This window comes from Sphingomonas sp. ID0503 (assembly GCF_048565625.1).
GTDB lineage: Bacteria > Pseudomonadota > Alphaproteobacteria > Sphingomonadales > Sphingomonadaceae > JBLZUR01.
In genome coordinates this window covers 2,053,684-2,078,723 of the sequence record NZ_JBLZUR010000002.1, presented here as the reverse complement: position 1 = coordinate 2,078,723, position 25,040 = coordinate 2,053,684, and the positions used below count along the sequence as shown (strand labels likewise).

30 protein-coding genes are annotated in these 25,040 nt (G+C 67.6%); 18 read left to right on the top strand and 12 right to left on the bottom strand.

From position 1 onward, the window contains the following. Positions 1–57: 57 nt before the first annotated feature. Positions 58–360, top strand: coding sequence for a flagellar biosynthesis anti-sigma factor FlgM (gene flgM, locus ACM608_RS11155; RefSeq protein ID WP_419683291.1), 303 nt, complete (start codon positions 58–60; stop codon positions 358–360). Then, positions 347–658: a flagellar protein FlgN gene (locus tag ACM608_RS11150; protein ID WP_419683290.1), complete on the top strand. Its 312-nt coding sequence runs from the start codon at positions 347–349 to the stop codon at positions 656–658. Before flgM ends, ACM608_RS11150 begins: the two co-directional genes overlap by 14 nt. Positions 659–674: 16 nt before the next feature. Here the strand turns inward: ACM608_RS11150 and ACM608_RS11145 are convergent, their stop codons facing one another. The 3 genes from ACM608_RS11145 to ACM608_RS11135 are packed head-to-tail and all read right to left on the bottom strand — an operon-like array spanning position 675 to position 2,429. Beyond that, positions 675–1,265: an NADPH-dependent FMN reductase gene (locus tag ACM608_RS11145; RefSeq protein WP_419683289.1), complete on the bottom strand. Its 591-nt coding sequence runs from the start codon at positions 1,263–1,265 to the stop codon at positions 675–677. 51 nt (positions 1,266–1,316) lie between these two features. After that, positions 1,317–2,204: a bestrophin family protein gene (locus tag ACM608_RS11140; RefSeq protein ID WP_419683288.1), complete on the bottom strand. Its 888-nt coding sequence runs from the start codon at positions 2,202–2,204 to the stop codon at positions 1,317–1,319. Positions 2,205–2,243: 39 nt separating this feature from the next. Next, positions 2,244–2,429 (bottom strand): hypothetical protein, encoded by a 186-nt coding sequence (locus tag ACM608_RS11135; RefSeq protein WP_419683287.1) that lies wholly within the window; start codon positions 2,427–2,429, stop codon positions 2,244–2,246. A 194-nt stretch (positions 2,430–2,623) separates the two neighbouring features. Here ACM608_RS11135 and topA point away from each other — a divergent pair, with 194 nt between their 5' ends. Then, positions 2,624–5,197: a type I DNA topoisomerase gene (gene topA, locus ACM608_RS11130; protein ID WP_419683286.1), complete on the top strand. Its 2,574-nt coding sequence runs from the start codon at positions 2,624–2,626 to the stop codon at positions 5,195–5,197. Between the two features lie 35 nt (positions 5,198–5,232). Here topA and ACM608_RS11125 read toward each other — a convergent pair whose 3' ends face one another. Continuing rightward, the gene (locus ACM608_RS11125) at positions 5,233–5,580 is read right to left on the bottom strand and encodes an endonuclease domain-containing protein (protein WP_419685179.1); all 348 of its coding nucleotides are present in this window, start codon (positions 5,578–5,580) and stop codon (positions 5,233–5,235) included. Between the two features lie 269 nt (positions 5,581–5,849). Beyond that, positions 5,850–6,269 carry a low affinity iron permease family protein gene (locus ACM608_RS11120; protein WP_419683285.1) on the bottom strand — a complete coding sequence of 140 codons (420 nt, stop codon included), beginning with the start codon at positions 6,267–6,269 and terminating at the stop codon, positions 5,850–5,852. A gap of 38 nt (positions 6,270–6,307) precedes the next feature. On the opposite strand from ACM608_RS11120, the gene ACM608_RS11115 reads away from it, so the two are divergent. Further along, positions 6,308–6,802, top strand: a complete 495-nt coding sequence (locus ACM608_RS11115; protein ID WP_419683284.1) for an N-acetyltransferase family protein — start codon at positions 6,308–6,310, stop codon at positions 6,800–6,802. Here ACM608_RS11115 and ACM608_RS11110 read toward each other — a convergent pair. After that, positions 6,794–7,705, bottom strand: coding sequence for an SDR family oxidoreductase (locus tag ACM608_RS11110; protein ID WP_419683283.1), 912 nt, complete (start codon positions 7,703–7,705; stop codon positions 6,794–6,796). The genes ACM608_RS11115 and ACM608_RS11110 overlap by 9 nt on opposite strands. Further along, positions 7,702–8,826 carry a glutamate 5-kinase gene (gene proB / locus ACM608_RS11105; RefSeq protein ID WP_419683282.1) on the bottom strand — a complete coding sequence of 375 codons (1,125 nt, stop codon included), beginning with the start codon at positions 8,824–8,826 and terminating at the stop codon, positions 7,702–7,704. Before proB ends, ACM608_RS11110 begins: the two co-directional genes overlap by 4 nt. 162 nt (positions 8,827–8,988) lie before the next feature. On the opposite strand from proB, the gene ACM608_RS11100 reads away from it, so the two are divergent. From ACM608_RS11100 to ACM608_RS11050, 11 genes are all read left to right on the top strand, one after another. After that, on the top strand, positions 8,989–9,267 hold the full coding sequence (locus ACM608_RS11100; protein ID WP_419683281.1) for a GNAT family N-acetyltransferase: 279 nt from the start codon (positions 8,989–8,991) through the stop codon (positions 9,265–9,267). A 36-nt stretch (positions 9,268–9,303) separates the two neighbouring features. Next, a complete protein-coding gene (locus ACM608_RS11095; protein WP_419683280.1) occupies positions 9,304–10,593 on the top strand; it encodes a DUF418 domain-containing protein in 1,290 nt (429 codons plus the stop codon). Positions 10,594–10,725: 132 nt separating this feature from the next. Further along, a complete protein-coding gene (locus tag ACM608_RS11090; protein WP_419683279.1) occupies positions 10,726–10,896 on the top strand; it encodes an oxidoreductase-like domain-containing protein in 171 nt (56 codons plus the stop codon). Next, a complete protein-coding gene (locus ACM608_RS11085; RefSeq protein WP_419683278.1) occupies positions 10,896–11,366 on the top strand; it encodes a YbaK/EbsC family protein in 471 nt (156 codons plus the stop codon). The genes ACM608_RS11090 and ACM608_RS11085 overlap by 1 nt, the downstream gene beginning before the upstream one ends. Beyond that, complete coding sequence (locus ACM608_RS11080) at positions 11,363–11,893, top strand: GNAT family N-acetyltransferase (RefSeq protein WP_419683277.1); 531 nt, start codon at positions 11,363–11,365, stop codon at positions 11,891–11,893. The genes ACM608_RS11085 and ACM608_RS11080 overlap by 4 nt, the downstream gene beginning before the upstream one ends. A 169-nt stretch (positions 11,894–12,062) precedes the next feature. Then, complete coding sequence (locus ACM608_RS11075) at positions 12,063–12,497, top strand: hypothetical protein (protein ID WP_419683276.1); 435 nt, start codon at positions 12,063–12,065, stop codon at positions 12,495–12,497. A 38-nt stretch (positions 12,498–12,535) separates the two neighbouring features. Beyond that, positions 12,536–13,240 carry a TorF family putative porin gene (locus ACM608_RS11070; RefSeq protein WP_419683275.1) on the top strand — a complete coding sequence of 235 codons (705 nt, stop codon included), beginning with the start codon at positions 12,536–12,538 and terminating at the stop codon, positions 13,238–13,240. Between the two features lie 67 nt (positions 13,241–13,307). After that, positions 13,308–14,342 carry an alanine racemase gene (gene alr, locus ACM608_RS11065; RefSeq protein WP_419685177.1) on the top strand — a complete coding sequence of 345 codons (1,035 nt, stop codon included), beginning with the start codon at positions 13,308–13,310 and terminating at the stop codon, positions 14,340–14,342. Next, positions 14,339–15,136 carry an MlaE family ABC transporter permease gene (locus ACM608_RS11060; RefSeq protein ID WP_419683274.1) on the top strand — a complete coding sequence of 266 codons (798 nt, stop codon included), beginning with the start codon at positions 14,339–14,341 and terminating at the stop codon, positions 15,134–15,136. Before alr ends, ACM608_RS11060 begins: the two co-directional genes overlap by 4 nt. After that, entirely contained in the window at positions 15,136–15,891 is a 756-nt protein-coding gene (locus ACM608_RS11055) for an ABC transporter ATP-binding protein (protein WP_419683273.1), read from the top strand. The genes ACM608_RS11060 and ACM608_RS11055 overlap by 1 nt, the downstream gene beginning before the upstream one ends. A gap of 60 nt (positions 15,892–15,951) precedes the next feature. Continuing rightward, positions 15,952–16,851, top strand: a complete 900-nt coding sequence (locus ACM608_RS11050; protein WP_419683272.1) for an iron-containing redox enzyme family protein — start codon at positions 15,952–15,954, stop codon at positions 16,849–16,851. A 17-nt stretch (positions 16,852–16,868) separates the two neighbouring features. On the opposite strand, the gene ACM608_RS11045 is transcribed toward ACM608_RS11050, so the two are convergent. After that, complete coding sequence (locus ACM608_RS11045; RefSeq protein WP_419683271.1) at positions 16,869–17,855, bottom strand: alpha/beta hydrolase; 987 nt, start codon at positions 17,853–17,855, stop codon at positions 16,869–16,871. A gap of 90 nt (positions 17,856–17,945) precedes the next feature. Between ACM608_RS11045 and phaR the strand changes: the two genes are divergently transcribed. Next, positions 17,946–18,512: a polyhydroxyalkanoate synthesis repressor PhaR gene (gene phaR, locus ACM608_RS11040; RefSeq protein WP_419683270.1), complete on the top strand. Its 567-nt coding sequence runs from the start codon at positions 17,946–17,948 to the stop codon at positions 18,510–18,512. Between the two features lie 142 nt (positions 18,513–18,654). On the opposite strand, the gene ACM608_RS11035 is transcribed toward phaR, so the two are convergent. Continuing rightward, positions 18,655–19,446, bottom strand: a complete 792-nt coding sequence (locus ACM608_RS11035) for a class I SAM-dependent methyltransferase (protein ID WP_419683269.1) — start codon at positions 19,444–19,446, stop codon at positions 18,655–18,657. A gap of 259 nt (positions 19,447–19,705) precedes the next feature. Here ACM608_RS11035 and ACM608_RS11030 point away from each other — a divergent pair, with 259 nt between their 5' ends. Continuing rightward, complete coding sequence (locus tag ACM608_RS11030; protein WP_419683268.1) at positions 19,706–20,950, top strand: nucleoside hydrolase; 1,245 nt, start codon at positions 19,706–19,708, stop codon at positions 20,948–20,950. An 86-nt stretch (positions 20,951–21,036) separates the two neighbouring features. Next, positions 21,037–22,380, top strand: a complete 1,344-nt coding sequence (locus ACM608_RS11025) for an HD-GYP domain-containing protein (RefSeq protein ID WP_419683267.1) — start codon at positions 21,037–21,039, stop codon at positions 22,378–22,380. Positions 22,381–22,443: 63 nt separating this feature from the next. Here the strand turns inward: ACM608_RS11025 and ACM608_RS11020 are convergent, their stop codons facing one another. Genes ACM608_RS11020 through ACM608_RS11010 form a run of 3 tightly spaced genes read right to left on the bottom strand, consistent with a single transcriptional unit; the run spans position 22,444 to position 25,039 of the window. Beyond that, positions 22,444–22,845: a hypothetical protein gene (locus tag ACM608_RS11020; RefSeq protein WP_419683266.1), complete on the bottom strand. Its 402-nt coding sequence runs from the start codon at positions 22,843–22,845 to the stop codon at positions 22,444–22,446. 21 nt (positions 22,846–22,866) lie between these two features. Next, positions 22,867–23,820 carry an SDR family NAD(P)-dependent oxidoreductase gene (locus tag ACM608_RS11015; protein ID WP_419683265.1) on the bottom strand — a complete coding sequence of 318 codons (954 nt, stop codon included), beginning with the start codon at positions 23,818–23,820 and terminating at the stop codon, positions 22,867–22,869. A 13-nt stretch (positions 23,821–23,833) separates the two neighbouring features. Beyond that, positions 23,834–25,039: a thiolase family protein gene (locus ACM608_RS11010; protein ID WP_419683264.1), complete on the bottom strand. Its 1,206-nt coding sequence runs from the start codon at positions 25,037–25,039 to the stop codon at positions 23,834–23,836. Position 25,040 lies beyond the last annotated feature (1 nt).

Sequence of the window (25,040 nt, the reverse complement as noted above, 5' to 3'; positions counted from 1 at the left end):
CGATGTTAAAGCTTCGTTCGCACCTGCCGTTTCTCTCCATGAGGGAAGGAACGGAACATGGTCGATCCAATCGCATCGAGACTGGTGAAGATCGCGGACAAGCGGACGGAGGTCGCGCGCGTCGAGACGGCGGTCGTGAAGACGCCGGCCGCCACGAGCGTCACCAAGACCGCCGACATGGTGGTCAGCGGCGCCTCGGAAACGGCCAAGTCGCTGGCCTCCGCGCCGCCGGTGGACTCCGAGCGGGTCGCCCGGATCAAGCGGGCCATCCAGGACGGCAAGTTCCCGATGGTGCCCTCCACCATCGCCGACCGGCTGATCGCCTTCGAGCAGGGATGGCGGCTCGATGACGCGGCTTGAGGCACTGACGGCGGTCATCGCGTCTCTGAACAACGAGATCGCGGCGCTGAAGGCTTTCGACTTCGACGCTCTGGTGGCCGCGACGGCGACCAAGGAACGCTCGCTCGGCAACCTGCATGGCGTGCAGCGCGACGAGATGACGCCTGAAGTGAAGGCGCTGGCCGAGGAGGCCGCGCGGCTGAACGAGACGGCGCGGACCTATGTCAACCTGATGGCGGCGAATGTGCGGCGCCAGCTGGACCAGATCACCGGACAGGGACCGGTCGCCTACGCCAAGCCGACGTTGCGCGTGGCTTGATCCGGCCGTCATCGCGTCAGTAGGGCGGCGCCGTTCTTTCACGTTGCGCACGCGCCGCTTCCGTCCACCAGGCGAGATCGTCGGCAAAGCGGGGAAAGGCGCGGTCGAGGGACTTGCCGGCGTCGCCGGTGGCATTGCCCTCCACGTCCAGCGTCGCCGCGATTGGGCCGACAGTCAGCGTGCTGCTGATCACCACCATGCCCATCTCCGACAGCGTCCCGTGCCAGAGGCTGTTCGCGCGTGCGCCGGACAGGCGGCCGGCCGAATAGCTGGCGATGGCGGCGGGGCGCCAGAACCACTCCTCCAGGAAGTGATCGGTCAGGTTCTTGAGGCCGGGCTGCATCCCCCAGTTGTACTCGCCGATGACAAAGACGAACGCGTCGGCGGTGCGGATCTTCTCCGCCAGGGCCTCCATCTCTGGCGGAGCCTCACCTCTCGGATATTCCTTGTACATGCGGTCGAGCATGGGAAGGTTCACGGTCTTGGCGTCGACCAGTTCGGCCTCGGCACCACGCGCGGCGAGGTTGCGGACGAGGTAATCGGCCAGGCGGATGCCCATGCGGTCGCGGCGATAGGAGCCGTAGAGGACGAGGATGCGGTCGGGCATGGAACCTCCGGTGCGTTGCTCCCTCTCCCCTCGTGGGAGAGGATCACGCCTTTACCACAGCACCCCATGCGCGTCCGGTTTCATCGGCTCGGGCGCCTCCTCGCCGATCGCCTGGAGCAGGTCGATCTCGATGGTGCGGCACATGGCGGTGAGGGGAAGGTCGTGAACCGTATTGGCGAAGGGATCGACCAGATCGTCGCCGATCGCGAGCACCGCCAGGAACATCATGCCCGCCAGCGTCGAGCCGAGCGGGGTGGCGACCTCGAGCGTCTCCACCAGCGCGATCGGCAGCAGGATGCAGAACAGGTGGGTGAAGAGCGTCGGGAAGAAGCGATACTGGTTGGGCAGCGGCGTGTTCTTCAGCCGCTCCATGCCACCCTGCGCATTGGCGATGTCGACGAGGATCGCCTCCATCTGCGTCTGCTGGATGGTGTCGATCCAGCCTTCGCGCCGCGCGATGTCGATGCGCCGGCCGGTGCCGTCGACGATGCCGTTCGCGACATTGGCCCGCCGGAGCGAATAGTCCGCCTCGCCCTTCGACAGGAAGCGCAGCACCTCCGCATCCGGGCTCTGGCGACGCAGCTGGCAACGGAGCGCGTTCACATAGGCGATCTGCCGCAGCACGATGGTGCGCTTCATGTCGCGCGCCTCCGGATCCGGGAGGAAGTTGCGCGCCTGCCGCGCCAGGTTGCGGCTGGCGTTGATCATCAGACCCCAAAGCCCGCGCCCCTCCCACCACCTTTGATAGGCGGAGTTGCTGCGGAAGCCGAGGAAGAGGGCCAGGACCGAGCCGAAGATGGTGAGCGGCAGGTCCGGCGCATGGAACGGCGTCACGTAATAGGTGACCGTGACGATCACGTCCCAGAGGCCGAGGACCACCAGCGGCTTCCAGATCTCGCGCAGGATCTGCTTTATGCGCGGCGTGGCGGTGACGATCATGGGGTCAGGCGATAACGCTCATGGGTTCGCCGGATCGCCTCAGCGCTGCGGGCCTGCGGACGGCCGGTCGGCGCTCGCCTGCGCCAGTGCAACCGTCGCACCCGTGGCCGGACGGATGTTGAACCAGTCGGTGCGGTCGGCCGCGACCAGGAAGGCGAGGATGCCGACACCGAACGTGACCAGGATAATACGGCCGAGCAGGGCTTCGATCAGGTTGTCTCGCATCGGGTATGCGCCATAAAAAAGGTATGCGAAACTGCCATTTAAGCGTTCGATCGCAATGGAGTTTGAGCAGGCCGTGACATTTTATTGCTGCAGCGCAGCATGACTAGCGAGCCGCGGGTTCGGCGCGACCGGCTTGACGATCGTCCTGCCGTCCCGCCACCCTCGCGCGTGTACGTGAGAGAAATGTCGGACCTATGAAGCTTGTCGTCGTTGAATTGCCCGCCAAGGCGAAGACCATCGAGAAATACCTCGGCGGGGATTACCGCGTCCTCGCGTCCTACGGCCATGTCCGCGACCTGCCGCCCAAGGACGGCTCCGTGAACCCCGACGAGGGGTTCGCGATGGAGTGGGAAGCCTATGCCGACAAGGCCAAGCAGCTGAAGGCGATCACCGACGAGGCGAAGGGCGCGGACGCGCTGATCCTCGCCACCGACCCCGATCGCGAGGGCGAGGCGATCAGCTGGCATGTCCAGGAGGTGCTGAAGAAGCGCAAGGCGCTGCCGCAGGACGTGCGGCGGGTGACGTTCAACGCGATCACCAAGCCGGCCGTGCTGGAGGCGATGGCCAATCCGCGCGGACTGGATGAGGATCTGATTGACGCGTATCGGGCGCGGCGGGCGCTCGACTATCTGGTGGGCTTCACGCTGTCGCCGGTGTTGTGGCGCAAGCTGCCGGGGGCGAAGTCGGCGGGGCGGGTGCAGTCCGTGGCGCTGCGTCTGGTGGTCGATCGGGAGCGGGAGATCGAGGTCTTCAAACCGCAGGAATACTGGTCGGTCACCGCCGATCTGGAACATGACGGCATCCCGTTCCTCTCCCGCCTGGTACGCTGGAAGGGCGAGAAGATCGACCGGCTGACGATCGGCGAGGAAAGCGATGCGCTCGCCGCCAAGGCCGCGGTCGAGGGCGGGCGCTTCTCCGTCTCCTCCGTCGAGACCAAGCCGCTCACCCGCAACCCGCCGCCGCCCTTCACCACCTCCACGCTCCAGCAGGAGGCGGCGCGCAAGCTCGGCTTCTCGGCCAGCCACACGATGCGGATCGCGCAGAACCTCTATGAGGACGGCGCGATCACCTACATGCGGACGGATGGTGTGCAGATGGACGGCAGCGCCATCTCGGCGGCGCGCAAGGCGATCGCCGACCGCTACGATGCGGGCTACGTCCCGGACCAGCCGCGCCAGTACCAGACCAAGGCGAAGAACGCGCAGGAAGCGCATGAGGCGATTCGGCCGACCGACTTCGCCAAGGGCAGCGCCGGTTCGGGCGACCACGCGCGCCTCTACGACCTGATCTTCAAGCGGGCGATGGCGAGCCAGATGGCCTCGGCTCGGCTGGAGCGGACGACGGTCGACCTGTCGGACGGGACCGGCCAGCATGTGCTGCGCGCCACGGGTCAGGTGGTGCTCTTCCCCGGCTATCTCGCGCTCTACGAGGAAGGCCGCGACGACGAGGCCGATGAGGAGAGCCGCCGCTTGCCGCGCCTCAAGGAGGGCGACGCGCCGGCGGTGAAGGGCGTGAAGGCCGAGCAGCACTTCACCCAGCCGCCGCCGCGCTATTCCGAGGCGAGCCTGGTCAAGAAGATGGAGGAGCTGGGGATCGGGCGGCCGTCCACCTATGCGGCGACGCTGCAGACGCTGAAGGACCGGTCCTATGTGCGGATCGAGAAGAACCGCTTCTACCCGGAGGAGAGCGGGCGGCTGGTGACGGCGTTCCTGGAGCGGTTCTTCGAACGCTATGTCAGCTACGACTATACGGCGGGGCTGGAGGAGGAACTGGACGACGTCTCCGGCGGCCGCGCCGAATGGCAGAAGGTGCTGGAGGCGTTCTGGGCCGACTTCAAGCCGAAGACGGCCGAGGTGATGGAGCAGAAGCCGTCCGAGGTGACGCAGGCGCTCGACCAGTTCCTGGCACCCTATCTGTTTCCGGAGCGGGAGGACGGGGCCGATCCGCGCCTCTGCCCGTCCTGCGGCAACGGGCAGCTGGCGCTGCGCGGCGGCAAGTTCGGCGCGTTCGTGGCCTGCTCGAACTACCCGGAGTGCAAGTTTACGCGGCGCTTCGGCCAGGGCGGCGAGGGTGCGGCGGGCGATAGCGGGCCGGAGGTGATGGGTGCCGATCCCGCGACCGGGCTTGAGGTGTCGAAGCGCTCCGGTCGGTTCGGACCGTATATCCAGCTGGGCGACGGCAAGGACGCCAAGCGCGCCTCGATCCCCAAGGACGCGGGCGAGCTGGACCTCGACCTCGCGCTGAAGCTGCTGTCCCTGCCGCGCGAAGTCGGCAAGCATCCGGAGACGGGCGAGCCGATCACCGCCTCGATCGGGCGGTACGGGCCGTATCTGGCGCATTCGGGCAAGTACGCGCGGCTGACCTCCACCGCCGAGGTGTTCGAGGTCGGCATGAACGCGGCGGTGGTGAAGCTGGCCGAGGCAGCGGCGGGCGGCGGACGGCCGCAGCGCGGGGCAGCGCGCGAGCCGCTGAAGGTACTCGGCAAGCACCCGCGCACCGAGCTTGAGCTAAAGCTGATGGATGGGCGCTACGGCGCCTATGTCACCGACGGCACGACCAACGCGACCTTGCCGAAGACGATCGACAAGGACGCGCTGACCTTGGAGGAGGCGGCGCAGCTGGTCGACGCGCGCGCGGCGGCGGCCCCGGCCAAGAAGGGGAAGAAGCCGGCGGCGAAGAAGGCTGTCCCGGCGAAGAAGGCGCCGGTTAAGAAGGCACCTGCGAAGAAGGTGCCTGCGAAGAAGGAGGGGGCGGCGAAGAGTAGTTAGGGGTAGCGGCGATAAAGGCCCAACGGCGGACGCTTCTATTCCTCCCCTGGAAGGGGAGGGGGACCGCCGCAGGCGGTGGAGGGGTAGTCTCCGCGAGCGACACGCACGATGTGAAGCACGCAGGCCTCAACATCCCGCAGCACTTCGCCTGCGGGGATACGAAGGACGCGAACTGACTGTGACCGCAACCACGCATCGCGTTCCTTGTCCCAGGCAGGCTGATTTCCCCGGCCATGCACCTCACCATCCACTTCAATGCAAAGTCGGACGGCGGGGCAATAGAAGTCCAGAATATAGCGTCCTGCCGGATGCTGACGCCGGAACCGCAAAGCGGCCGGTCGTCCGCGCAATGCCTGCCACAAGAGTACCTCTGGCAAGGTCATGGTCCGGCGGAGCACTGCTGCACGCTTTTGCGTTGATTTCGGACCGTGCAGCATGTGGTGCGCTACCCCTCCACCACCGCCTGCGGCGGCGGTCCCCCTCCCCTTCCAGGGGAGGATCAGAGCAGCACACGCTCTGTAATGCAACGACCGCTTACCACCATCTTTTCCATTCAAGTTCGTCACCCCAGCGAAGGCTGGCATCGGGTGGTCCTTGGTTCGAGCGACCCCAGCCTTCGCTGGGGTGACGTGACATGGGGAGGGCTGCGCGGTCAGTAGCGGCGGCGGAGGCGTTCCACAGTTTCCTCGCTGGAGGGCTTGCCGGTCCGCGCCTCCTCTTCCGCGCATTCCTTTTCGAGGTCGTCGCGAATCGTCTCGATCTGCCGGTCGCTGAGATGTTCGATGCCGATGAACTGGCCCCGCGCCTTGTCAACGGCGCGGATCAGCTCGTCGAGCTTGGCCTGCATGGCGGCGGCGTCGCGATTTTGCGAGTTCTGGATGAGGAAGACCATCAGGAAGGTGACGATGGTCGTCGCGGTGTTCACGACCAGCTGCCAGGTGTCGGAATAGTGGAATACCGGGCCGCTCAGCCCCCAGACGAGGATGAGCAGGATCGCCACGACGAAGGAGGCGGGCTGCCCGGCGAAGGCGGCGATGCGGGTCGAGATCTTGGTGAATATCCGGTCGAGCATCTTCCGCCTCGCTGGTCGATTGAGCTAACGCCCTCTTCATGCAGATCAGGCCCGCCAGACAAGAGGACGCCGCCGCCGTAACGGCCATCTATGCGCATCATGTCCTCCACGGCACCGGCACCTTCGAGGAGGAACCGCCTTCCATTGAGGAGATGACGGCGCGGATGGCGCATATCGCCGGCCGGGGGTGGCCGTGGCTGGTGGCGGAGGAAGGTGGGGTGATCCTCGGCTACGCCTATTGCGGGCAGTTCCGGGATCGGGCGGCGTACCGGTTCGCGGGGGAGGATGCGGTGTATGTGCTGGACAGCGCGCGGGGGCGGGGCGTCGGGTTTGCCCTGTTGGAGGCGCTGGTTCCCGCGGCGGCTAATGCGGGGTTCCGCCGGATGTTCGCGGTGATCGGGGACAGCGCCAATGCCGGATCGATCCGGCTGCACGAACGGGCGGGCTTCGTCCGCTGCGGGATGCTGCACGACGCCGGGTTCAAGTTCGGGCGGCTTCTGGACGTGGTGTTCATGGAGCGGGCGCTACCTTAGCCAGCCCTCCCGTCGATACCAGGCGGCGGTGGCGGCGAGGCCGTCCGGCGTCGGGATCTCCGCGCGCCACAGCGAGGCGGTGGGGTGGGCCTCTGGTGTCGCAACCCAGTCCGGATGGCAAAAATAACGGACGCGATCGGCAGTGAGCTTCGCCGCGCCGCGCCGGAACAGCCCCTCGAAGCGGGAGGTGAGGCGGAGGAGCGCGGCAGGGGTGGAGAGGGGCACGACCTTGCGGCCGACCGCCCTGCCCAGCGCGCGGGCGAAATCGTGGTGGCTCCACCCGCCCTCGCGACCGTCATCGGGTTCGTAGAGGCGGCCGGTGGTGTTTTCAGCGGGAACGAGGTCGAGGAGCAGGCGCGCGAGGTCTTCCGCCGCGATGACCGAAAGGTGCCCGCGCGGGGGCAAGAGGACGAAGCCGTGGCGCGCCATGCGGAACAGCTCCAGCATCTCGCGGTCGCGGGGGCCGTAGATCGCCGGTGGGCGGACGATGGTCCAGTTGAGGGCGGAGGCGCGGACGACATCCTCCGAGCGAGCCTTGGACGCGCCGTACATCGAGAGGGCTGGCTCGCGGGCGGAGAGCGAGGAGGTGTGGACGAAGCGGCGCGCGCCCGTTGCTTCGGCGGCGGCAAGCATCGCCTCGGTGCCGGCGACATTGCCCGCGTCGAAGCCGGCCTGCGTCGGCGCGTTGATGACGCCGGCGACGTGGATGACGGCGGTGGCACCTTCCGCCAGTTTGCGCAGGCTGTCGGGGCGGTCAAGTGCGCCTTCGATCCAGGTGACGCCCTCGCGCGCAGGCTGGGGACGGCGGGTGAGGGCGCGGACAGGGATGCCGCGCTTCATGGCGAGGTCGATAAGGTGCGAGCCGAGGAAGCCGGTGCCGCCGGTGATCGCGAGGGCGCTCACAGCAGGACCATGTGATCGCGGTGGACGAGGGCGGCGCGCGGGGCGTAGCCGAGGATGTCGGCAAGCGCGTCGCTGCGCCGGCCTGCTATAAGGGCCGCCTCGCTCGCGTCGTATTCGGCGAGACCGCGCGCGATGACGTGGCCGTCCGTGTCCGCGATGTCGACCACGTCGCCGCGCGCGAACTTACCCTCGACCGCGGTCGCCCCGGCCGAGAGGAGGCTGCGGCCTTGCCCAAGCGCCTTGGCCGCGCCTGCATCCACCGTGATCCGCCCGCGTGATGTCAGCCGGCCGGCGAGCCACGCCTTGCGGGCCGACGCGCCCTTTTCCGCCACGAAGACGGTACCGCGCTCGTCGGCGTCGAAGGCGGCGAGCGGATGGCCGCGCTTGCCCGAGATGATGGCGAGATGCGCGCCGGCGGAGGTGGCGATGCGCGCCGCCTCGATCTTCGACACCATGCCGCCGGACCCCATGCCCGAGGCCGAGCCGCCGTCGGCCATCGCGCGGATGCGGGCGTTGATGCGGGTGACTTCGGGCACGAAGGCGGCGTGCGGGTCGCGGCCGGGATTGGCGGTGTAGAGGCCGTCGATATCGGAGAGGAGCACCACGCCCTGCGCCCCCGCCGCCTGGCCGATGCGCGCGGCGAGGCGGTCGTTGTCGCCGAAGCGGATCTCGGCGGTGGCGACGCTGTCGTTCTCGTTGACCACCGGCACGACGCCGAGGCCGAGCAGGCGGTGGAGCGTCGCCGAGGCGTTGAGGTAGCGGCGGCGGTCCTCGAGATCGTCGAGGGTGACGAGCATCTGCGCGGCGGTGAGGCCGTGCTGGCCGAGCAGCTCGGCCCAGCATTGCGAGAGCGCGATCTGGCCGGTGGCGGCGGCGGCCTGCGCATCCTCAAGGCTCGCGCGCCCGCCGCGTTCGAGGCCGAGGCGGCGGGCGCCGAGTGCGATCGCGCCCGAGGAGACGACGACGATCTGCTGCCCGGCGGCGATCCGCGCGGCGAGATCGGCGACGACGCCCGCCAGCCAGTCGCGCCGAACGGTGCCCTCGGGTGCCACGAGCAGCGCCGAGCCGACCTTGACGATCAGGCGCGGGCAGGCGGCGGGGGTGAAGCGGGTGGCGGTCATCGGGGCGCTAAGTTGCGTAAGTTGTGGTTCGCATCGCAACTTAGCCCGCGTCCCGCATGCGGCGGGATAGATCTCGATGAGACGAATATGCCGCGCGCCCATTGCATGGCTGGCCGCTTGGCACGGGTTTTCCTACATTGCCAGCATCGAGGCTGAGGGACGATGAGCATGGACGTTCGCGACAACGCGGCGGAGAGCCGTTACGAGCTGGAAGTCGACGGCAAGATCGCCATCGCCGCCTATCGCCCGCGCGGCCACGCGCTGGCCTTCGTCCATACCGAGGTGCCCGAGGAGCTGGAGGGGCAGGGGATCGCGAGCCGGCTGGTCAAGGGCGCGCTGGCCGACGTGCGGGCGAAGGGGCTGAAGATCATCCCCGCCTGCGAATTCGTGGCCGCCTATGTGGAACGGCACCCGGAAGAGCAGGATTTGGTGGCGGAGTGAGTTCAGCCTCCCCTCCGGGGGACGATCTTGGCATCTATGACCCGAACTCTCGTCCCCACCGCCTCTCGCCAGCGGATCGACACACTCGACGTCATCCGCGGCGTGGCGGTGTGCGGGATCCTGTTGATCAACGTCGTGGCGATGGGGTCGATCGGCGATGCCGAGACGCCGCGCAGCGCGCCGGGGTGGAACCCGGACTGGATCGCCTGGGGGCTGCAGTCGACGCTCGCCGAAGGGACGATGCGAGGGCTGTTCAGCATGCTGTTCGGCGCGGGCATGGTGATGATGCTCGGCAAGGCAGGCGAGGATGACGGCGCGGCGGTCTGGCTGTGGGTCAGGCGCTGCATCGGCCTCCTCGCGCTCGGCATCGCGCAGTTCGCCGTGTTCCTTTGGCCGGGCGAGATCCTGTGGTGCTATGGCTGGGCCGGGCTGTTGCTGCTGCTCCTCCGCAAGGCCGAGCCGAGACAGTTGGTGGCCCTGGCGGCGATCATCCTGATCATGCTGTCCGCCTACAAGACCTTCGAGGCGAGCGGGCGCGTGCGGACTCTGGAGGTGGCGGCGGCGGCGATCGCGCGGGGCGGGCCGGAGACCGAACAGGAACGGCGGGTCGTCGCCGCGCGCGCCGAGTACGCCGCTTACCTGCACCCGTCGGCCGAGGCGGTGGCGGCCGAGAAAGCGCAGCGCACCAGTTTTCCCGGCGTGCTGCTGTGGAGCGAGGAGAAATGGGCGGAGTGGAACCTGCGGGCGGACAGCTGGACCTGGCTGTTCGAAACCGTGGCGTTCATGGCCATCGGCATGATGCTGTTCCGCACCGGCGTGCTGACCGGGGCCGCGCCGCCCGCCGTATATCGGGCGATGGTGGCAGTAGGTTATGGGATCGGCATCCCGCTGCGGCTGGCGACACTGGCGATGATGGGCCGGCACGGGTTCGTGACAGACCTCGACCATCCCGATGCGCTGCTGATGATGTGGGAGGAGGGGGTGTACGAGCCGGCCCGCCTGCTGATCACGATGGGGCATATCGGGGCGGTGGTGCTGCTGCTCCGCGGCGGCGCGCTAGGGCAGGCGCGGCCACTGCGGGCGCTCGGCCGGATGGCGCTGACGGTTTATAGCCTCCAGTCGGTGCTGACCTCGGTGTTGTTCTACGGCTTTGGGGTGCTGGGGGCGATCGGGTTCGCCGGGCTGATGGGCATCGCGGCCGGGATCTGGGTGCTGACGGCGTTGTTCTGCCTCGCCTGGCTGCGGCGCTTTCCGATGGGGCCGATGGAGTGGATGTTGCGGCGGGTCTCTTACGGACCGCACCCGCGCAACGCCCGTTCGCCCTGAGCTTGTCGAAGGGCCAGCGCCGCACGGTCGCGCTGGGCTTCGACAGGCTCAGCCTGAACGGACATGGGAGGCAGGAGCGTAGGTGGGGCTTAGGGGTGGACCAAGCCCGCATTTCCGGTCTTTATTGAACCCGTGAACCCGCCGCCAAAGCCGCCTGTGAAGCCCGAGGATTGGGAGTGCTGCCATCGCGGCTGCTGTCCCTGCATCTTCGATTATTACTGGGATGCGCTGGAGCGCTGGCAGGCGGCGATGCGGGAGCGGGGGCTCGACCCGGTGCTGCCCGGCACTCCGCCGAGCCTCTGATGGCGGGGACGCCGGCGACCGCCGCGCTGGACAAGGCCGGGGTGGCGTTCACGCAGCACGAATACGCCTATGATCCGTCTGCCGAGCGGATCGGGATCGCCGCGGCGGAGGCGATGGGGGTCCCGGCGTCGGCCGTGCTGAAGACGATCATGGCGCGCGTGGACGAGCGGCCGGTCTGCGTCATCCTGCCGTCGGATCGGGAGATCGCGATGAAGGAGCTGGCGCGGGGGCTGGCGGCCAAGGCGGCGCGGATGATGACCGTGGAGGAGGCGGAGCGCTTCACCGCCTACAAGGTCGGTGGGGTGAGCCCGCTCGGGCAGAAGGGCCGGGCCGAGGTGGTGCTGGATGCCGGGGTGGATGACGAGGCGGCGGTGTTCGTGAACGGCGGACGGCGCGGGTTGCAGCTGCGGCTGCGCGCGGGCGATCTCGCCGGGGCAACGGCTGCGAAGCGGATCGCGGTGGCGCGATGATCACGCTCAGGCCCGCGCGAGAGCACGAGATCCCGGCGCTGAACGACCTGATCGCGCGGTCGGCGCGCGGCCTGAGCACGGGCGATTACAGTCCCGGGGAGATCGAGGCGCTGATCACCCATATCTTCGGCGTGGACAGCGAGCTGGTCTCCGACGGGACCTATGTGATCGCCGAGGTGGACGGCGAAGTCGCCGGGTGCGGGGGGTGGAGCCGCAGGCGCACCCTGTTCGGCGGCGACGCTTTCGCCGGGCGGGAGAGCGGGTTCCTCGACCCCGCTACCGATGCCGCCAAGATCCGCGCCTTCTTCGTAGCACCCGAGTTCGCGCGGCGCGGGGTGGGGCAGGCGATCCTCGACCATTGCGCAGCCGCCGCAGCCGGAGCCGGGTTCAGTCGGCTGGAGCTGATGGCGACGTTGCCGGGCGTGCCGTTCTACCGCCGGCTTGGCTTCGACGGCGAAGCGGAAGTGGTGGTTGAGGCGGGAGAGACGCCGGTGCGGTTCGTGCCGATGGAGCGCTCCGTCAGCTGAACGCGGGCGGAATGCCCGGAAAACGTGCATGTCGCCGATCGGCTCTTGCGCTCCTTGTACAATAACATACGACATTCACACAGTTAGGAAACATTCCTCGCGTTATCTCGGTTGCTCGTTTCGTAGGCATCTATGCCCTGCGATTAGGCAGATCAGAAGGAGAAAGAGGATGATCCATCTCGCAATGGCGCTGTACGCGGCGACAGCCGTGGCGGCGGTGCCGCAGGAGGCCGTCGTTCAGCATCGTGGCGTGTCTTATGAGGTCAGCTACCGCCCTCAGGTTCGGACGACGTACAAGACGGTCGGCATGTCCGTCGGCACGCGACCGAGCACCGAACGGTGCCGCTGGACGACCGAGGTCGCGTTCGAGCGCTCGATCCGCCGCAACGGCCAGACCGAGGCGCATGATCGCACCATTCCCGCATCCCGCGTGATCGAGGGCAGTCATCCCGGCAACTGCCAGCAGGCCCGCCACGCCCTTGGCGAGGAAGGACCGGTGAAGCCCGCAAAGGTCGAGCGGCTGCTGGCCGAGGTGATCGCGGCGGACCGGCCGACGATGCTGGCCGACATCGACGCAGCGCACGCTTTGGCGTCCGCCAACTGACACGCGGTCACGCCGCCGGGGCCTTAGCCCTTGCGACAGTGCTGCTTTCGACGGGCCCGGCGCGCGCGCAGGCAATCGCCGCGCCGGGCCTGTCGATCGAGGTCGCGAGCGACGACAGGCGGCGCGGTCTCAGCTGGAGTGACGGTCGCCCGGCCCTCACCGCTTCCGGCTACCTGCCGGTGACCGGCGGGCTGGATCTGGAGGCTGCCGCCTCGACCCTGCGCGGGAGCGCGCGGCATGGTGGCGCAGACCTCGGCATCGACGCCGGGCTGCGCTACCGGCACGATCTTGGGGGATGGCGGTTGTCGGCGGGATTGCTGGGCCATGCCTTCGCAGACCGCTCCGCCCTGAACTATGCGGAGGTCACCGCGCGCGCGGCCTACCAGATCGGCCCAGCCGTTTTCGGCGGGTCGCTGGCCTATGCGCCGCGCCAGAACGCGATCGGCGGCGACGACCTCTACATCGCCGCCGATGCCGAACTGGCGCTGCCCGGCACGCCCTGGACCTTCCGGGCGGGCGCGGGGCGATCTTCGGGCGAGACCCGCAACGGCCTGCGCGCCGCCCGCCTGCGGCCCGGTGGCTCGTATTGGGACTACCACCTGTCCGCCGAGCATGTCCGTGGTCCGTTGACCGCCGGCCTGCGCTTCACCGCAACTTCGATCGACAGCGACGAAGCTGCCCCGGCCGTGGACGACCGCCACATCGGCAGCCGCCTGACGGCGCATCTTCGCTTCGACCTGTAAACCACCAAGCCCGACAACTCCCGCCTCGACCAGCCGCCATCCCGTCGCTATCGCCGCGCCGGTGACTGTGCCTTCCCCCCTCCGCCTGACTTTCGACAGCGATGCGCTGGTTTCCAACTGGCGCTGGCTCGCCGGGTCGAGCGGGCGGGCGGCTTGCGGGGCGGCGGTGAAGGCGGACGGCTACGGCCTCGGCGCGCGGGGCGTGGTGGAGCGGCTGGCGGCGGCGGGGTGCCGGGATTTCTTCGTGGCGACCTGGGCCGAGGCCGAGGCGCTGGGCGAGTGGCCGGCCGAGCTGAGCCTCTCGGTGCTGCACGGCGTACGTGCAGAGGACATGGCGTTCGCGCTCTCCCATCCCGCCCGGCCGGTCCTCAACTCGGTCGAGCAGGTGAACCGCTGGAGGGAAGCAGGGGGCGGGGCCTGCGACGTGATGGTGGACAGCGGCATGAACCGCCTCGGCCTGTCGCTCACCCAGGCGGCGGGAGGCGCGCTCGACGGTCTGGCCATAGAGACGCTGATGAGCCATCTCGCCTCCGCCGACGAGCCGGAGAGGCAGATGAGCCGGCGTCAGCTTGAGGCGTTCCTGCCGGTCGCGACGACGGTAAAAGCCCGTCGCCGCAGCTTCGCCAATTCCGCCGGGATCTGCCTCGGGCAGGACTACGCCTTCGACCTCACCCGCCCCGGCCTCGCCCTCTATGGTGGCGTGCCCCATAAGGCGGCGGCGGGGCATATCCTTCAGGTCGTCCGGCCCGAGGCGCAGGTGGTGCAGGTGCGCGAGGCGAAGAAGGGCCAGACCGTCGGCTATGGCGGCACGCACAAGTGCAAGGAGGATACACGAATCGCCATCCTCAACATCGGCTATGCGGACGGCCATCTGCGCGGCTTCTCCGGCACGGGCAGGGTGCTCGCCGGGCGGGCCGAGATGCCGGTGGTCGGGCGCGTGTCGATGGACCTGATGGCGGTCGATATCGGGCGAGAGGCGGTGTCCGAGGGCGACTGGCTGCCCATCGATTTCGACCTGCCGCGCGCCGCGGCGCAATCGGGCCTCTCGCAATATGAGTTGCTGACTTCGCTCGGGCACCGCTATCAGCGCCGGTGGACATGATCGTGAACCTTGCCCGCGGCCTCATCGCCATCTTCGCTTTCATCGGGGCCGGCGTGCTTGAGACGCTCCGCCGCATCGGCCGCGTCACCATCTTCGCCGGGCGGACGATCGCGGGGGCGGTGACGCCGCCCTATTATCCCGGCCGCTTCCTCGAACAATGCGCCAATATCGGCTGGTTTTCGCTGCCGGTCGTCGGTCTCACCGCCGTGTTCACCGGCGCGGCCCTCGCGCAGCAGATCTATACCGGCGGCTCCCGCTTCAACGCGCAATCGACCGTGCCCGCGATTGTCGTGATCGGCATGGTGCGCGAGCTCGCCCCCGTCCTCGTCGGCCTGATGGTCGCGGGGCGGGTGTCGTCGGCCATGGCGGCGGAACTCGGCACCATGCGGGTGACCGAGCAGCTCGACGCGATGACGACTTTGCGCACCAACCCCTATCGCTACCTGATCGCGCCGCGCTTGGTGGCGGCGGTGCTGACCCTGCCGCTGATGGTCCTCCTCGCCAACGCGATCGGCATCTGGGGCGGGTTCCTGCTGTCGGTCTACAAGCTCGGCTTCAACCCCGCAGGCTATATGCGCAGCACGATGAACATCCTGGAATTCAGCGATGTCGTCATGTCCCTGGTCAAGGCGGCGGTGTTCGGCTTCTTCATCGCGCTGATGGGCTGCTATCACGGTTTCGCGACGACCGGCGGGGCGGCGGGCGTGGGGCGCGCCACCACCGACGCGGTGGTCTCGGCCTTCATCCTGATCCTGTTCTCGGATCTCCTCATCACCGTCATGGCCTTCGGCTGATGCCCGGCCCGAAGATCAAGCTGACCGAGGTGGTGAAGGCGTTCGGCACCAACCGTGTGCTCGACGGCGTCAACCTCTCGGTCGAGCCCGGCGAGTCCGTTGTCATCATCGGCGGTTCCGGCACCGGCAAGTCGGTGATGCTGAAGTGCATCCTCGGCCTGGTGCAGCCGGACAGCGGATCGATCCAGATCGACGGGCAGGAGATCGTCGGCGCGCGGGCCAAGGACATGGCCGCCGCCCGCGCGAAGTTCGGCATGCTGTTCCAGAGCGGCGCACTGTTCGATTCCATGCCGATCTGGCGCAACGTCACCTTCGGCATCACCCAGGGGCGCAACACCCATCCCGCGCAGATGCGCAAGATCGCCGAGGAGAATCTGGAGCGCGTCGGCCTCGACGGCAAGATCCTGAACCTGCGCCCCAACGAGCTGTCCGGCGGCATGCAGAAGCGCGTGGCCTTGGCCCGCGCGATCGCGCCCCGGCCGGAGATCATCTTCTTCGACGAGCCGACCACCGGCCTTGATCCGATCCGCGCCGACGTGATCAACGCCCTCATCATCGATCTGGTCGAGGATCTCGGCGTGACGGCGCTCACCATCACCCACGACATGGCATCCGCGCGCAAGATCGCGCATCGCGTCGCCATGCTCTATCAGGGGCGGATCATCTGGCACGGCCCGCGTGACCGCCTGTACGACAGCGGCAACCCCTATGTGGACCAGTTCGTCCAGGGCCGGGCCGAAGGGCCGATCCAGTAGGCGGAACCCCATGAAATCGAGGGCGTTCAAACCCCGACTTCAACGACAGGGTGTTTCTACATGGCGACCAGACTTCGTCTGGACGAAGGGGCTTCTCGCTCTTCGCAATTTCTGACCGACAGCTTTCAGCGCGGCCTTGCCCATTGGAACCGCGAACGGCTCGCCCCCGCCTTCCCGCAGGACGACTGGCAGAAGACGCTCGACCGCGATGGCCGGATGCTTCGGCTTGAGGGCGGGTTCGTCGAGGAGCTTCGCTCCGAGATCGCCGATCGCGCCGCCGAGGCGCCGACCGATGTCGAAGGCTTCATGGCCTGGTTCGAAGGACTGATGCAGGATGGCCCGGGTCAGGGCGATCCGCTGTTCCCCTGGCTCGCCGAAGAGGCGACACGCGACGAACTGCGCTGGTTCTTCGAACAGGAGGCGGCAGGGGAAGCCGGCTTCGATGATCTCGTCGCCTACACGCAGGTCAAGCTGCCGACCCAGCCGAAGATGGAACTCGCCCGCAATTACTGGGACGAGATGGGGCGCGGCAACGTCAAGGGCATGCATGGCCCGATGCTCCACGCGCTGGCTGAGACGCTCGCCGTCAACCCGTCCATCGAGAACACCGCCTGGGAGAGCCTGGCGCTTGCCAATGCGATGACGGCGATGGCGACGTCGCGCCGCTATGCTTGGCATTCGGTCGGCGCGCTCGGCGTGATCGAGCTGACCGCTCCCGGTCGGTCGGCGATGGTTGCCAGGGGCCTGCGACGCATCGGCCTCAGCGAGAAGGAGCGACGATATTTCGACCTCCACGCTCATCTCGACATCAAGCACAGCGCCGACTGGAACCGCGAGGCGATCCGCCCCGCCGTCGAGGAGGACCCCCGCCGCGCCACCGCGATCGCCGAGGGTGCGCTGATCCGCCTGACCTGCGGCGCGCGCTGTTTCGAGCGATATCGGGCGACGCTCTGGCGGTGAACCTCGCTGGACGAAGGTTAGCCTAGCGCGCGCAGCCAGCTCGCCAGCGGCTCCCACATCGCTTCGCGCGCGCGGCCGCCGACGATCATGCCGACATGGCCGAGGTCGAGGTCCAGCCGTTCGCCGACCGGCGCGGCGCTCTCCGCCGGCACGATACGGTCGCCTCGCGAGACGATGTTGAACACCGGACAGGCGATCCGCGCCGGATCGACCGCCTCGCCGGCCACCATCCACCGGCCCGTACCCGGCAGGTCCTGCCCGAACATGTCCTCCAGCATCTCCCGCGCGGCGCCGTAAGTCAGCGGCGCGCCGGCATTCGCCCAGTCCTCCATCGCGACGAACTCCTGCGCCTTCGCCGATCCCGGCTCCAGCCCGGCGAACCGCTCGAACTTTGCCACGGTCCGCGCGGGGTCGAGCTGCCAGAACGCGGTCTGCAGAACCTCCATCGGCAGATAGCCGAGCCGCTCGGCGATCAGATGCGTCTGCCCCCAAAGGCCCGCCATCGTCGCGCGCGCGCTGTCGGGAAAGCCGGAGAACACCCAGGGCGTCGCGATCAGGCCTAACCCCGCGAACGGCCGCGTCTGCGCGAGAGCCATCGCCATCGTGCCGCCGATGCAATAGCCCGCCAGGATCGTCTCCGGCCCGAAGTCCGCGAGGAGGGGCGTGAGCAGCGCCTCGACATGCCCCGCTACGGTCATGTCGCGATCGGCCCCGTCCGGCTCCCCCCAGTCCACCAGAAACGGCCTCACCCCCTGCGTCGCCAGCCAGCGCAGCAGCGAGTTCGCCTCCGACAGGTCCAGCACGTCGGGCGGGTTGATCAGCGACGGCACGACAATCAGCGGCCGTCCCTCGTCGCCATAGCTGCGCAGCATGGCCCGGCCCGCCCGCGCCACCACCGGCGGTTTCTCGACGCGGTTGATGCGCGGCGCTTCCTGATAGGCGCGCAGGCCCTCAAGAATGCGCGCCATCCGCTCCGGCTTTGCTGCGGTCTCATGCTGCACCATGCTGAGAAACAGGGGCAGGGGGCGCGGGCCGTGTTGCGGTGCGGCAAGCATCGGTGCTACTGTGCCTCTTCAACGGGAGAGTGGGTCGGCATGGCCAAGTCGGTGTCGGATGGCGGAACGGTCATCATCAAGAAGTACGCCAATCGGCGGCTCTATAACACCGAGAGTTCCAGCTACATCACCCTCGACTATCTCGCCCAGATGACGCGCGACGGTCGCGAGTTCAAGGTGATCGACGCCAAGTCAGAAGACGACATCACCCGCTCCGTCCTGACGCAGATCATCATGGAGGAGGAGAACCGGGGCCAGACGATGCTGCCGGTCAGCTTCCTGCGCCAGCTCATCTCGCTCTACGGCGACTCGATGCAGTCGATGGTGCCGCAATATCTCGAGGCCTCGATGGAGGCGTTCCGCCGTAATCAGGCGCAGTTCCGCTCCGCGATGGAGGGGGCCTTCGCCGGCGGACCCTTTGCCGACATCGCCAAGCGCAACATGGAGATGTTCGAGGCGGCGGCCCAGGCGTTCCAGACCGCGAATGTTGCGGTGGCCAAGGGCAAGCCGGCCACCGCCGCAAGCACCGCTGCCGAGGACGAGATCGCCGCGCTCAAGGCCCAGCTCTCGGGGCTGCAGGACAAGATCGACAAGCTGGTGAAGTGACCGCCCGTGCGCGGGAACTCCGTTCGTCCTGAGCGAAGTCGAAGGACGGGTAACGAACGCTTCGCCTGAAGCCCGTACTTAGACTTCGCTCGGCACGAACGGTGCGTGTCGAGCGCATTTGCGGCAGGTGACCGCTTCGGAGCTACTTCTTCTCGAACCGGAGCGTCATGCGGTCGCTTTCGCCGATCGCCAGATACTTCTCGCGGTCCTTGTCGCCGAGTTCCAGTACCGGTGGCAGCGTCCACACGCCCTGGGGCCAGTCCGCCGTGTCCTTCGGGTTCGCGTTGATCTCCGACGATCCGACCAGAGTGAAGCCCGCCGCCGTCGCCAGACGATATACGGTCGAGATCTTCATGTACCCGCTCTTGGTCTCGCGCTCGGCCGGCGCGCTTTCGGGCAGGCGGTGCTCCTCGATCCCCAGCTGCCCGCCGCGCTTCAGCGCCTTGTACGCGGCGGCGAAGAATGCCTCGGCCTGACCACCCTCGACCAGATTGTGGATGTTGCGGAAGGTGAGGACGCGGTCGACGGTGCCGGCGGGCGCGAACTCGCTGCCCTTCTGCCCGTCGAACACGACCACCTTGGTGGCGCCCACCTTGTCGCCGAGATCGGCCAGCATCTTCTCTGTCGCGCCCTTGCTCTTCTCGTTGCCGACCACGGCGGTGTACTGCCCGGTCTTCTCCAGCGGCGCGATGATGCGGGTGAACCAGCCACCGCCGGGATAGAGTTCCACCACCGACTGGCCCGGCTTCACCTCGAAGAAGCTCAGCGTTTCGGCCGGATGGCGATAGCGGTCGCGCGCCTTGTCGGCATCGGTGCGCGCGGGGCCTGCGACGGCGGCGGCGATCGCGGGCGTGACCTTCACCTCCGCAGCGGCGGCAGGCACCGCGAGGCTTACGGCGATGGCGGCGAGGAGGGCAGGGGGCTTGAGCAGCATGGACACATCCCGTCTTGATTTTCCCTCCGGTTGTGCAGGGAACAAGGGGGCCAGCGCAAGCGCCTTGCGAGCGTATGGCTTCCGCGTTCGTTCGCTCCACCCCCCCACGCCCGTTCACGCTGAGCTTGTCGAAGCGCCAGTGAGACGGTGATCTCTGGCTCTTCGACAAGCTCGGGGCGAACGGCGTGGGGCGGTGATCGGAGGCAAGGGGCATCACGCTGTCCTACAGGCACGCTCTTCGGCTATGCCACTCCCCGACATGACCGCGACCCTGCTCCCCCTCCGCCGCCCGACACCACCCAGCATTGATCAGCGTGGTGCGCGCACCCGTCACGAGCCGCAACTTTCGCAACTTCCGAACCTAAGCGGAAGCGGCGAGGCACCCTCTCCCAGCCGCAACTTACGCAACTTAGCATCCGCCGCCTGCGCTATCCTGCTGCTTTCAATCGCCTTTCTCGCCCCGACGGTGACCGCCGCCGCACCCCGCCTCGTCATCATCGACGATGACGTGATCGGCATGAACGGCGCGCCCGCGCTGCTCCTCCAGGCGCCGGACGTGCGGGTCCTCGGCATTACCACCACCAGCGGATCGGTCTGGCGCGACACCGCGACCGCCCATGCGCTGCGCACCGTCGAGATCGTCGACGCGCGTGTTCCGGTGATCCCCGGCGCGGTCTACCCGCTCATCAACAACGAGGCGCGCACCCGCGCCTGGGAGGGGCTGCACGGGCGGCTCATCTACAAGGGTCCGTGGACCGGCGACTGGGCTGAGGACACGCTGCAGTCGAAGCCGCCCTCGCACCCGCCGGAGGTCGTGCCCGATCTGCGTGAGGGCAATCCCACGACCAGGCCCTCGGCGGAGATCGCCGCCGCCTGGCTGGTCCGCATGGCCAGGGAGCATCCGCATGAGATCACCCTGATCGCCACCGGCCCGATGACCAACATCGCCATCGCCCAGAGCCTCGATCCGAGCTTCGCGGCGAACATCAGGGAACTGGTCTACATGGGCGGCAGCCTCGCCCCGCGACAGCGCCTCGCCACCCGCTCCGCCGCCGAGTTCGCGCGCGAGTTCGTCAACACGCCGCGTCGCGAGTTCAACATCCGCTGGGATCCGGAGGCGGCGCGCATCGTCGCCCATGCGCCTTTCGCCAAGGTGACGATGGTTCCGGTCGATCCTTCCACCGGCACCGAATGGACCGCCGAGTTCATCGCCGCCTTGCCAAAGACGCCGCTCACGGCCGCGCTCGCCCGGTCAATCGAAGCAGGTTTTCCGATGTGGGACGAACTCGCCGCGATGGTGTGGCTCCATCCGGAGATCGTGACCGAGCAGGAGCGGCTCTACATCGACTTCGAAACCGATGGCGGCGCCAGCTACGGCGACACCCTGTCCTGGACCGCCGCTTACCGCCCGAAACTCGGCGAGCGCGAGCAGACTGTCATCCGCAGCGTCGACCGCGCGATGCTGGAGGCGGCGATGCGGGCGCTCTATGCGCGGCGACCCTGAAAGACAGGAAGCTTCACCACTTCTCAACCATGAGCGCCCTAAGCTCTACCGTCTGACAGTTCGATCCGGAGCGTAACGATTCCCTCATGCTGAAGCGCATTACCTGTGACGAGGTAAGGCTCGGCATGTTCATCCGCTCCTTCGAAGGGTCCTGGCTGTCGCACCCCTTCTGGCGGAAGAGCTTCCTGCTCACCGATCCGAAGGATGTGGCGAAGGTGCGCGGCAGCGGTGTCTCTGGCGTCATCATTGACACGGACGAAGGCCTCGACACGGCCGACGCGCCCCTCGTCACGGCGCGACGCGTGGAGGATGAGGCGCCGGCCTACACCCCCTCCGCTCCAACCCAGCGCACCCCGGCTCGACCACGGGTCGGCTCGGCGGTCAATGGCAGCGAGCCGACCGCATTGTCGCTGCGCCTTGGCCTTCAGCAGCCCTGTTCGGCGGCCGAAGAGGTCTCCCGCGCCAAGCAGATCGTCGCCAAGTCCAAGGGGCAAGTGCTGAAGCTCTTCGGTGAGGCCCGGCTCGGCAAGGCGGTGCGCGCCGGCGACTTGATGCCGCTGGTCGACGAGATCGCCGCCTCGGTCACCCGCAATGCCAATGCGCTGATCGGCATCGTCCGGCTGAAGAACAAGGACGAATACACCTACATGCACTCGGTCGCCGTCTGCGCGCTGATGGTTAACTTCGCGCGGCAGATGGAGATGGATGAGGCCGTGGTGCGCGACGTCGGCATGGCCGGCCTCCTCCACGACATCGGCAAGATGGCGGTGCCCGAGCAACTCCTCAGCAAGCCCGGTCGCCTCACCGACGACGAGTTCGACCAGGTTCGCGGCCATTGCGAGCGCGGCCGTGACATCCTGCTGGAGAGCGGGCAGGTGCCCGACATCGCTATCGACGTCTGCCTCCACCATCACGAGAAGGTGGACGGCACCGGCTATCCTTACCGCTTGGCGGGCGACCAGATCAGCCTCTACGCCCGTATGGCGGCAATCTGCGACGTCTACGACGCGGTTACATCCGCCCGCGTCTACAAGGAGGCGTGGGAGCCGGGCGACGCGCTCTCGCGCATGGTCGCGTGGCAGGGCCATTTCGATGAGGAGCTGCTGTCCAAATTCCTCCGCTCGATCTCGATCTACCCGGTGGGAATGCTGGTCCGCCTGCGCTCGAACCGCCTCGGCATCGTCCTCGGCGCGGCGGGCAAGGACCTGACCAGCACCCGCGTCCGCGCCTTCTACTCGATCATGGACCGCGCGATCGTGGCGCCGGAGGATCTGGTGGTGGGGCAGGGCCGGCGCGGCGGCGACCAGATCCTCAACCGCGAGGCACCGGAACGCTGGGGCATCGCCGACTGGGACCTGCTGAGCACCGCGCTCCTCGCCGGCAAGGGCCTGGCCGACCTGCGGGATTGCCGAAGGCGCGACGCGGCCTAGATGTCATCTCGACGAGGCGTCAGATTTCGGCATCCCCGAACACTCGTGTTTCCATCCGTCGGCTCATCCGGCGGCTGGGTCGACAAGCCAGCCTTGGGCTAAGCTCGCCTGTTCCGGGCCGAAAACCCGATAGGTGTCTATTCCGCTGCTCATTCTTCCCACTTGCAGCTTGAGAAGAGTGCTCGAGACAATCACCGCCACACGCTTGGCGTTGGCCCCGAAATCCTGAGCCAGTCTCCTTAACTGATCCGCCATTCCCGTGGACTGGATGGCGCTTTCACTCAGGTCTGCGAACAGAAGGTACTCGCCCCTTCCCACGCCAACATCCTCAAGCTTCTTGATCGCGGACCGGAGTTCTGTAGCAAAGCGCTCGGAAGTCTCATCGTCCCAATATCCGGTCAGCTTCATTCTCACCAGGCCCTGTGTCGGGCATAATTCGATGCTGTAGTTGGCGTCGTCCTTCATGCGGTCCACCCCCCTGCGTGGCTACAGGTCTACCCTGCACACCTGGAAAGCTCTCGCTATATAGGTCAGTTCCTCAGCTGTCGAAGACGGCTCCTGATAACTACGCAGCTCTGTTATCTGTGCCTCATGCTCGGCGAGGTCCTCCGCGGAATGGTCGGGATCGAACCAGCCTTCCACCACGAATCCGACCCGCGCGACCTTGCCCGAGGAGACGCTGAAAATCTGACCGTTGATCCTCGATGACGCGTGCGCAAGCCAGAGGACAGCCGGTGCCACGACGCTCGCCGGTCCGATCGGAGCACGACCTTCCCGGATGTCGCTCTTCCAATCGGTTTCGTCGACAGCGTGGCCGCCGAAGAAGGCTTCTCGGTTCATCCGCGTGATCGCCATCGGCGCGACGGCACTGACCGTGATGCCGGTCCCGAGCGCCTCCTGCGCGAGCGCCTTGGTCAGACCCGCCACGCCCAGCTTGGCGGCTGCGTAGTGGACGAGCTGTTCGCTGCCCGCGAAGCCGGCATTCGACGTCGTGTTGATGATCCGGCCATGCCCTTGCCGAGCCATATGCGGCCAGGCGGCGCGGCACATCCGGAACGTGCCGGTCAACGACACGTCGATCATGCGCTGCCATGCATCGTCATCGATTTCAGTCAGCTTGGCGAAGCTGATGATGCCGGCGTTGTTCACGAGCACGGTGACCTTGCCGAAGGTCTCGACCGCCACTGCGAGACAGGACTCCGCCCCCGCGCGCGTGACGACCGAGTTGCCGTCCGCGATGGCTCGACCTCCCCTGGCGAGGATCTCCTCGACGACCGCCTGTGCGACGGAGATCTCGCCGCCACGGCCGTCCGGCTCGGTGCCGGGATCGTTCACCACGACCGCGGCACCGGCATCTGCGAAGGCGAGCGCATATTCCCGACCAAGGCCTCGGCCGGCCCCGGTCACGACAACGACATCGTCGTCGAAGCGCATCGCCATCACGCCGGTCCTCCTATCCGACGATCTCGAAGAGGCCGGCCGAGCCCATGCCGCCCGCAACGCACATCGACACGACCGCCCAGCGTACGCCGCGGCGACGGCCTTCAAGCAAGGCGTGACCCACAAGGCGGCTGCCCGTCATGCCGAACGGATGGCCGAGCGCGATCCCGCCGCCATCGACGTTGATCGTCTCCGGATCGATGCCGAGCTTGTCGCGGCAGTAGAGGTACTGGCTGGCAAAGGCCTCGTTGATCTCCCACAGGCCGATGTCGGAGACCTTCAGCCCGGCGCGATCGAGGAGCTTCGGCACGGCGAAGATCGGTCCGATGCCCATTTCCTCGGGCGCGCAGCCGGCCGACTGGAATCCGCGGAAGATGCCGAGGATGTCCTTGCCCTCGGCCTTGGCTGTCGCATGATCCATGACGATCTGGGCGGAAGCGCCGTCGGACAGCTGGCTGGCATTGCCGGCCGTGACGAACTTGCCCTCCTTGACGCGCAGGCCGTCTTTCCAGACCGGCTTCAGCCTCGCCAGGGTTTCAGCGGTCGTATCCGCCCGGATCCCCTCGTCTGCCGCCAGGGTCACGGTCTCCGTGCCCGATACGGAACCGTCCTTCTCGACGATATTCTTCTGCACGGTGATGGGCACGATCTCCGCGCCGAACCGCCCTTCGGCTGTTGCGGCTGCGGCGCGCTGGTGGCTGAGCGCCGAGATCGCATCCTGATCCTCACGGCTGATGCCATAGCGTTCGGCGACGATCTCGGCCGTCTCGATCATCGCCATATAGGCATAGGGCTTGGCATCGAGGACGACCTGGGGCTGCGCGCGGTAGGTCGGGGCGTGACTGTTGCGGGTGTGGGTAATCGACTCCGCGCCGCCGGTGAGCGCGACATCGATGTCCCCGGCCATGATGCCGCGCGCCGCGAACGCCAGGGTGGTCAGGCCGGAGCCGCACTTGCGGTCAAGGGTCGTGCCCGGGATGGTGTCCGGCAACCCCGCCGCGAAGATCGATGTCCGTGCGAGATTGCCGCCCTGCGTGCCCCATTGCGTGCCGATGCCGATCACCACGTCGTCGATTCGCGCGGGGTCGATGCCGGCGCGCTCGATCGCGGCCTTCACGACATGCGCGGTGAATGCCGGAGCATCGGTGTCGTTCAACGCTCCCTTGTGAGCGCGGGCGATACCGGTGCGGGCGGTGGATACGATTGCAGCTTCACGCATG

Bases quoted from the DNA above. Each gene is read 5' to 3' on its own strand.
- flgM (WP_419683291.1), top strand. From the start codon at position 58: ATGGTCGATCCAATCGCATCGAGACTGGTGAAGATCGCGGACAAGCGG.
- ACM608_RS11150 (WP_419683290.1), top strand. From the start codon at position 347: ATGACGCGGCTTGAGGCACTGACGGCGGTCATCGCGTCTCTGAACAAC.
- ACM608_RS11145 (WP_419683289.1), bottom strand. From the start codon at position 1,265: ATGCCCGACCGCATCCTCGTCCTCTACGGCTCCTATCGCCGCGACCGC.
- ACM608_RS11140 (WP_419683288.1), bottom strand. From the start codon at position 2,204: ATGATCGTCACCGCCACGCCGCGCATAAAGCAGATCCTGCGCGAGATC.
- ACM608_RS11135 (WP_419683287.1), bottom strand. From the start codon at position 2,429: ATGCGAGACAACCTGATCGAAGCCCTGCTCGGCCGTATTATCCTGGTC.
- topA (WP_419683286.1), top strand. From the start codon at position 2,624: ATGAAGCTTGTCGTCGTTGAATTGCCCGCCAAGGCGAAGACCATCGAG.
- ACM608_RS11125 (WP_419685179.1), bottom strand. From the start codon at position 5,580: ATGACCTTGCCAGAGGTACTCTTGTGGCAGGCATTGCGCGGACGACCG.
- ACM608_RS11120 (WP_419683285.1), bottom strand. From the start codon at position 6,269: ATGCTCGACCGGATATTCACCAAGATCTCGACCCGCATCGCCGCCTTC.
- ACM608_RS11115 (WP_419683284.1), top strand. From the start codon at position 6,308: ATGCAGATCAGGCCCGCCAGACAAGAGGACGCCGCCGCCGTAACGGCC.
- proB (WP_419683282.1), bottom strand. From the start codon at position 8,826: ATGACCGCCACCCGCTTCACCCCCGCCGCCTGCCCGCGCCTGATCGTC.
- ACM608_RS11100 (WP_419683281.1), top strand. From the start codon at position 8,989: ATGAGCATGGACGTTCGCGACAACGCGGCGGAGAGCCGTTACGAGCTG.
- ACM608_RS11095 (WP_419683280.1), top strand. From the start codon at position 9,304: ATGACCCGAACTCTCGTCCCCACCGCCTCTCGCCAGCGGATCGACACA.
- ACM608_RS11085 (WP_419683278.1), top strand. From the start codon at position 10,896: ATGGCGGGGACGCCGGCGACCGCCGCGCTGGACAAGGCCGGGGTGGCG.
- ACM608_RS11080 (WP_419683277.1), top strand. From the start codon at position 11,363: ATGATCACGCTCAGGCCCGCGCGAGAGCACGAGATCCCGGCGCTGAAC.
- ACM608_RS11075 (WP_419683276.1), top strand. From the start codon at position 12,063: ATGATCCATCTCGCAATGGCGCTGTACGCGGCGACAGCCGTGGCGGCG.
- ACM608_RS11060 (WP_419683274.1), top strand. From the start codon at position 14,339: ATGATCGTGAACCTTGCCCGCGGCCTCATCGCCATCTTCGCTTTCATC.
- ACM608_RS11055 (WP_419683273.1), top strand. From the start codon at position 15,136: ATGCCCGGCCCGAAGATCAAGCTGACCGAGGTGGTGAAGGCGTTCGGC.
- ACM608_RS11050 (WP_419683272.1), top strand. From the start codon at position 15,952: ATGGCGACCAGACTTCGTCTGGACGAAGGGGCTTCTCGCTCTTCGCAA.
- ACM608_RS11045 (WP_419683271.1), bottom strand. From the start codon at position 17,855: ATGGTGCAGCATGAGACCGCAGCAAAGCCGGAGCGGATGGCGCGCATT.
- phaR (WP_419683270.1), top strand. From the start codon at position 17,946: ATGGCCAAGTCGGTGTCGGATGGCGGAACGGTCATCATCAAGAAGTAC.
- ACM608_RS11035 (WP_419683269.1), bottom strand. From the start codon at position 19,446: ATGCTGCTCAAGCCCCCTGCCCTCCTCGCCGCCATCGCCGTAAGCCTC.
- ACM608_RS11030 (WP_419683268.1), top strand. From the start codon at position 19,706: ATGACCGCGACCCTGCTCCCCCTCCGCCGCCCGACACCACCCAGCATT.
- ACM608_RS11025 (WP_419683267.1), top strand. From the start codon at position 21,037: ATGCTGAAGCGCATTACCTGTGACGAGGTAAGGCTCGGCATGTTCATC.
- ACM608_RS11020 (WP_419683266.1), bottom strand. From the start codon at position 22,845: ATGAAGGACGACGCCAACTACAGCATCGAATTATGCCCGACACAGGGC.
- ACM608_RS11015 (WP_419683265.1), bottom strand. From the start codon at position 23,820: ATGGCGATGCGCTTCGACGACGATGTCGTTGTCGTGACCGGGGCCGGC.
- ACM608_RS11010 (WP_419683264.1), bottom strand. From the start codon at position 25,039: ATGCGTGAAGCTGCAATCGTATCCACCGCCCGCACCGGTATCGCCCGC.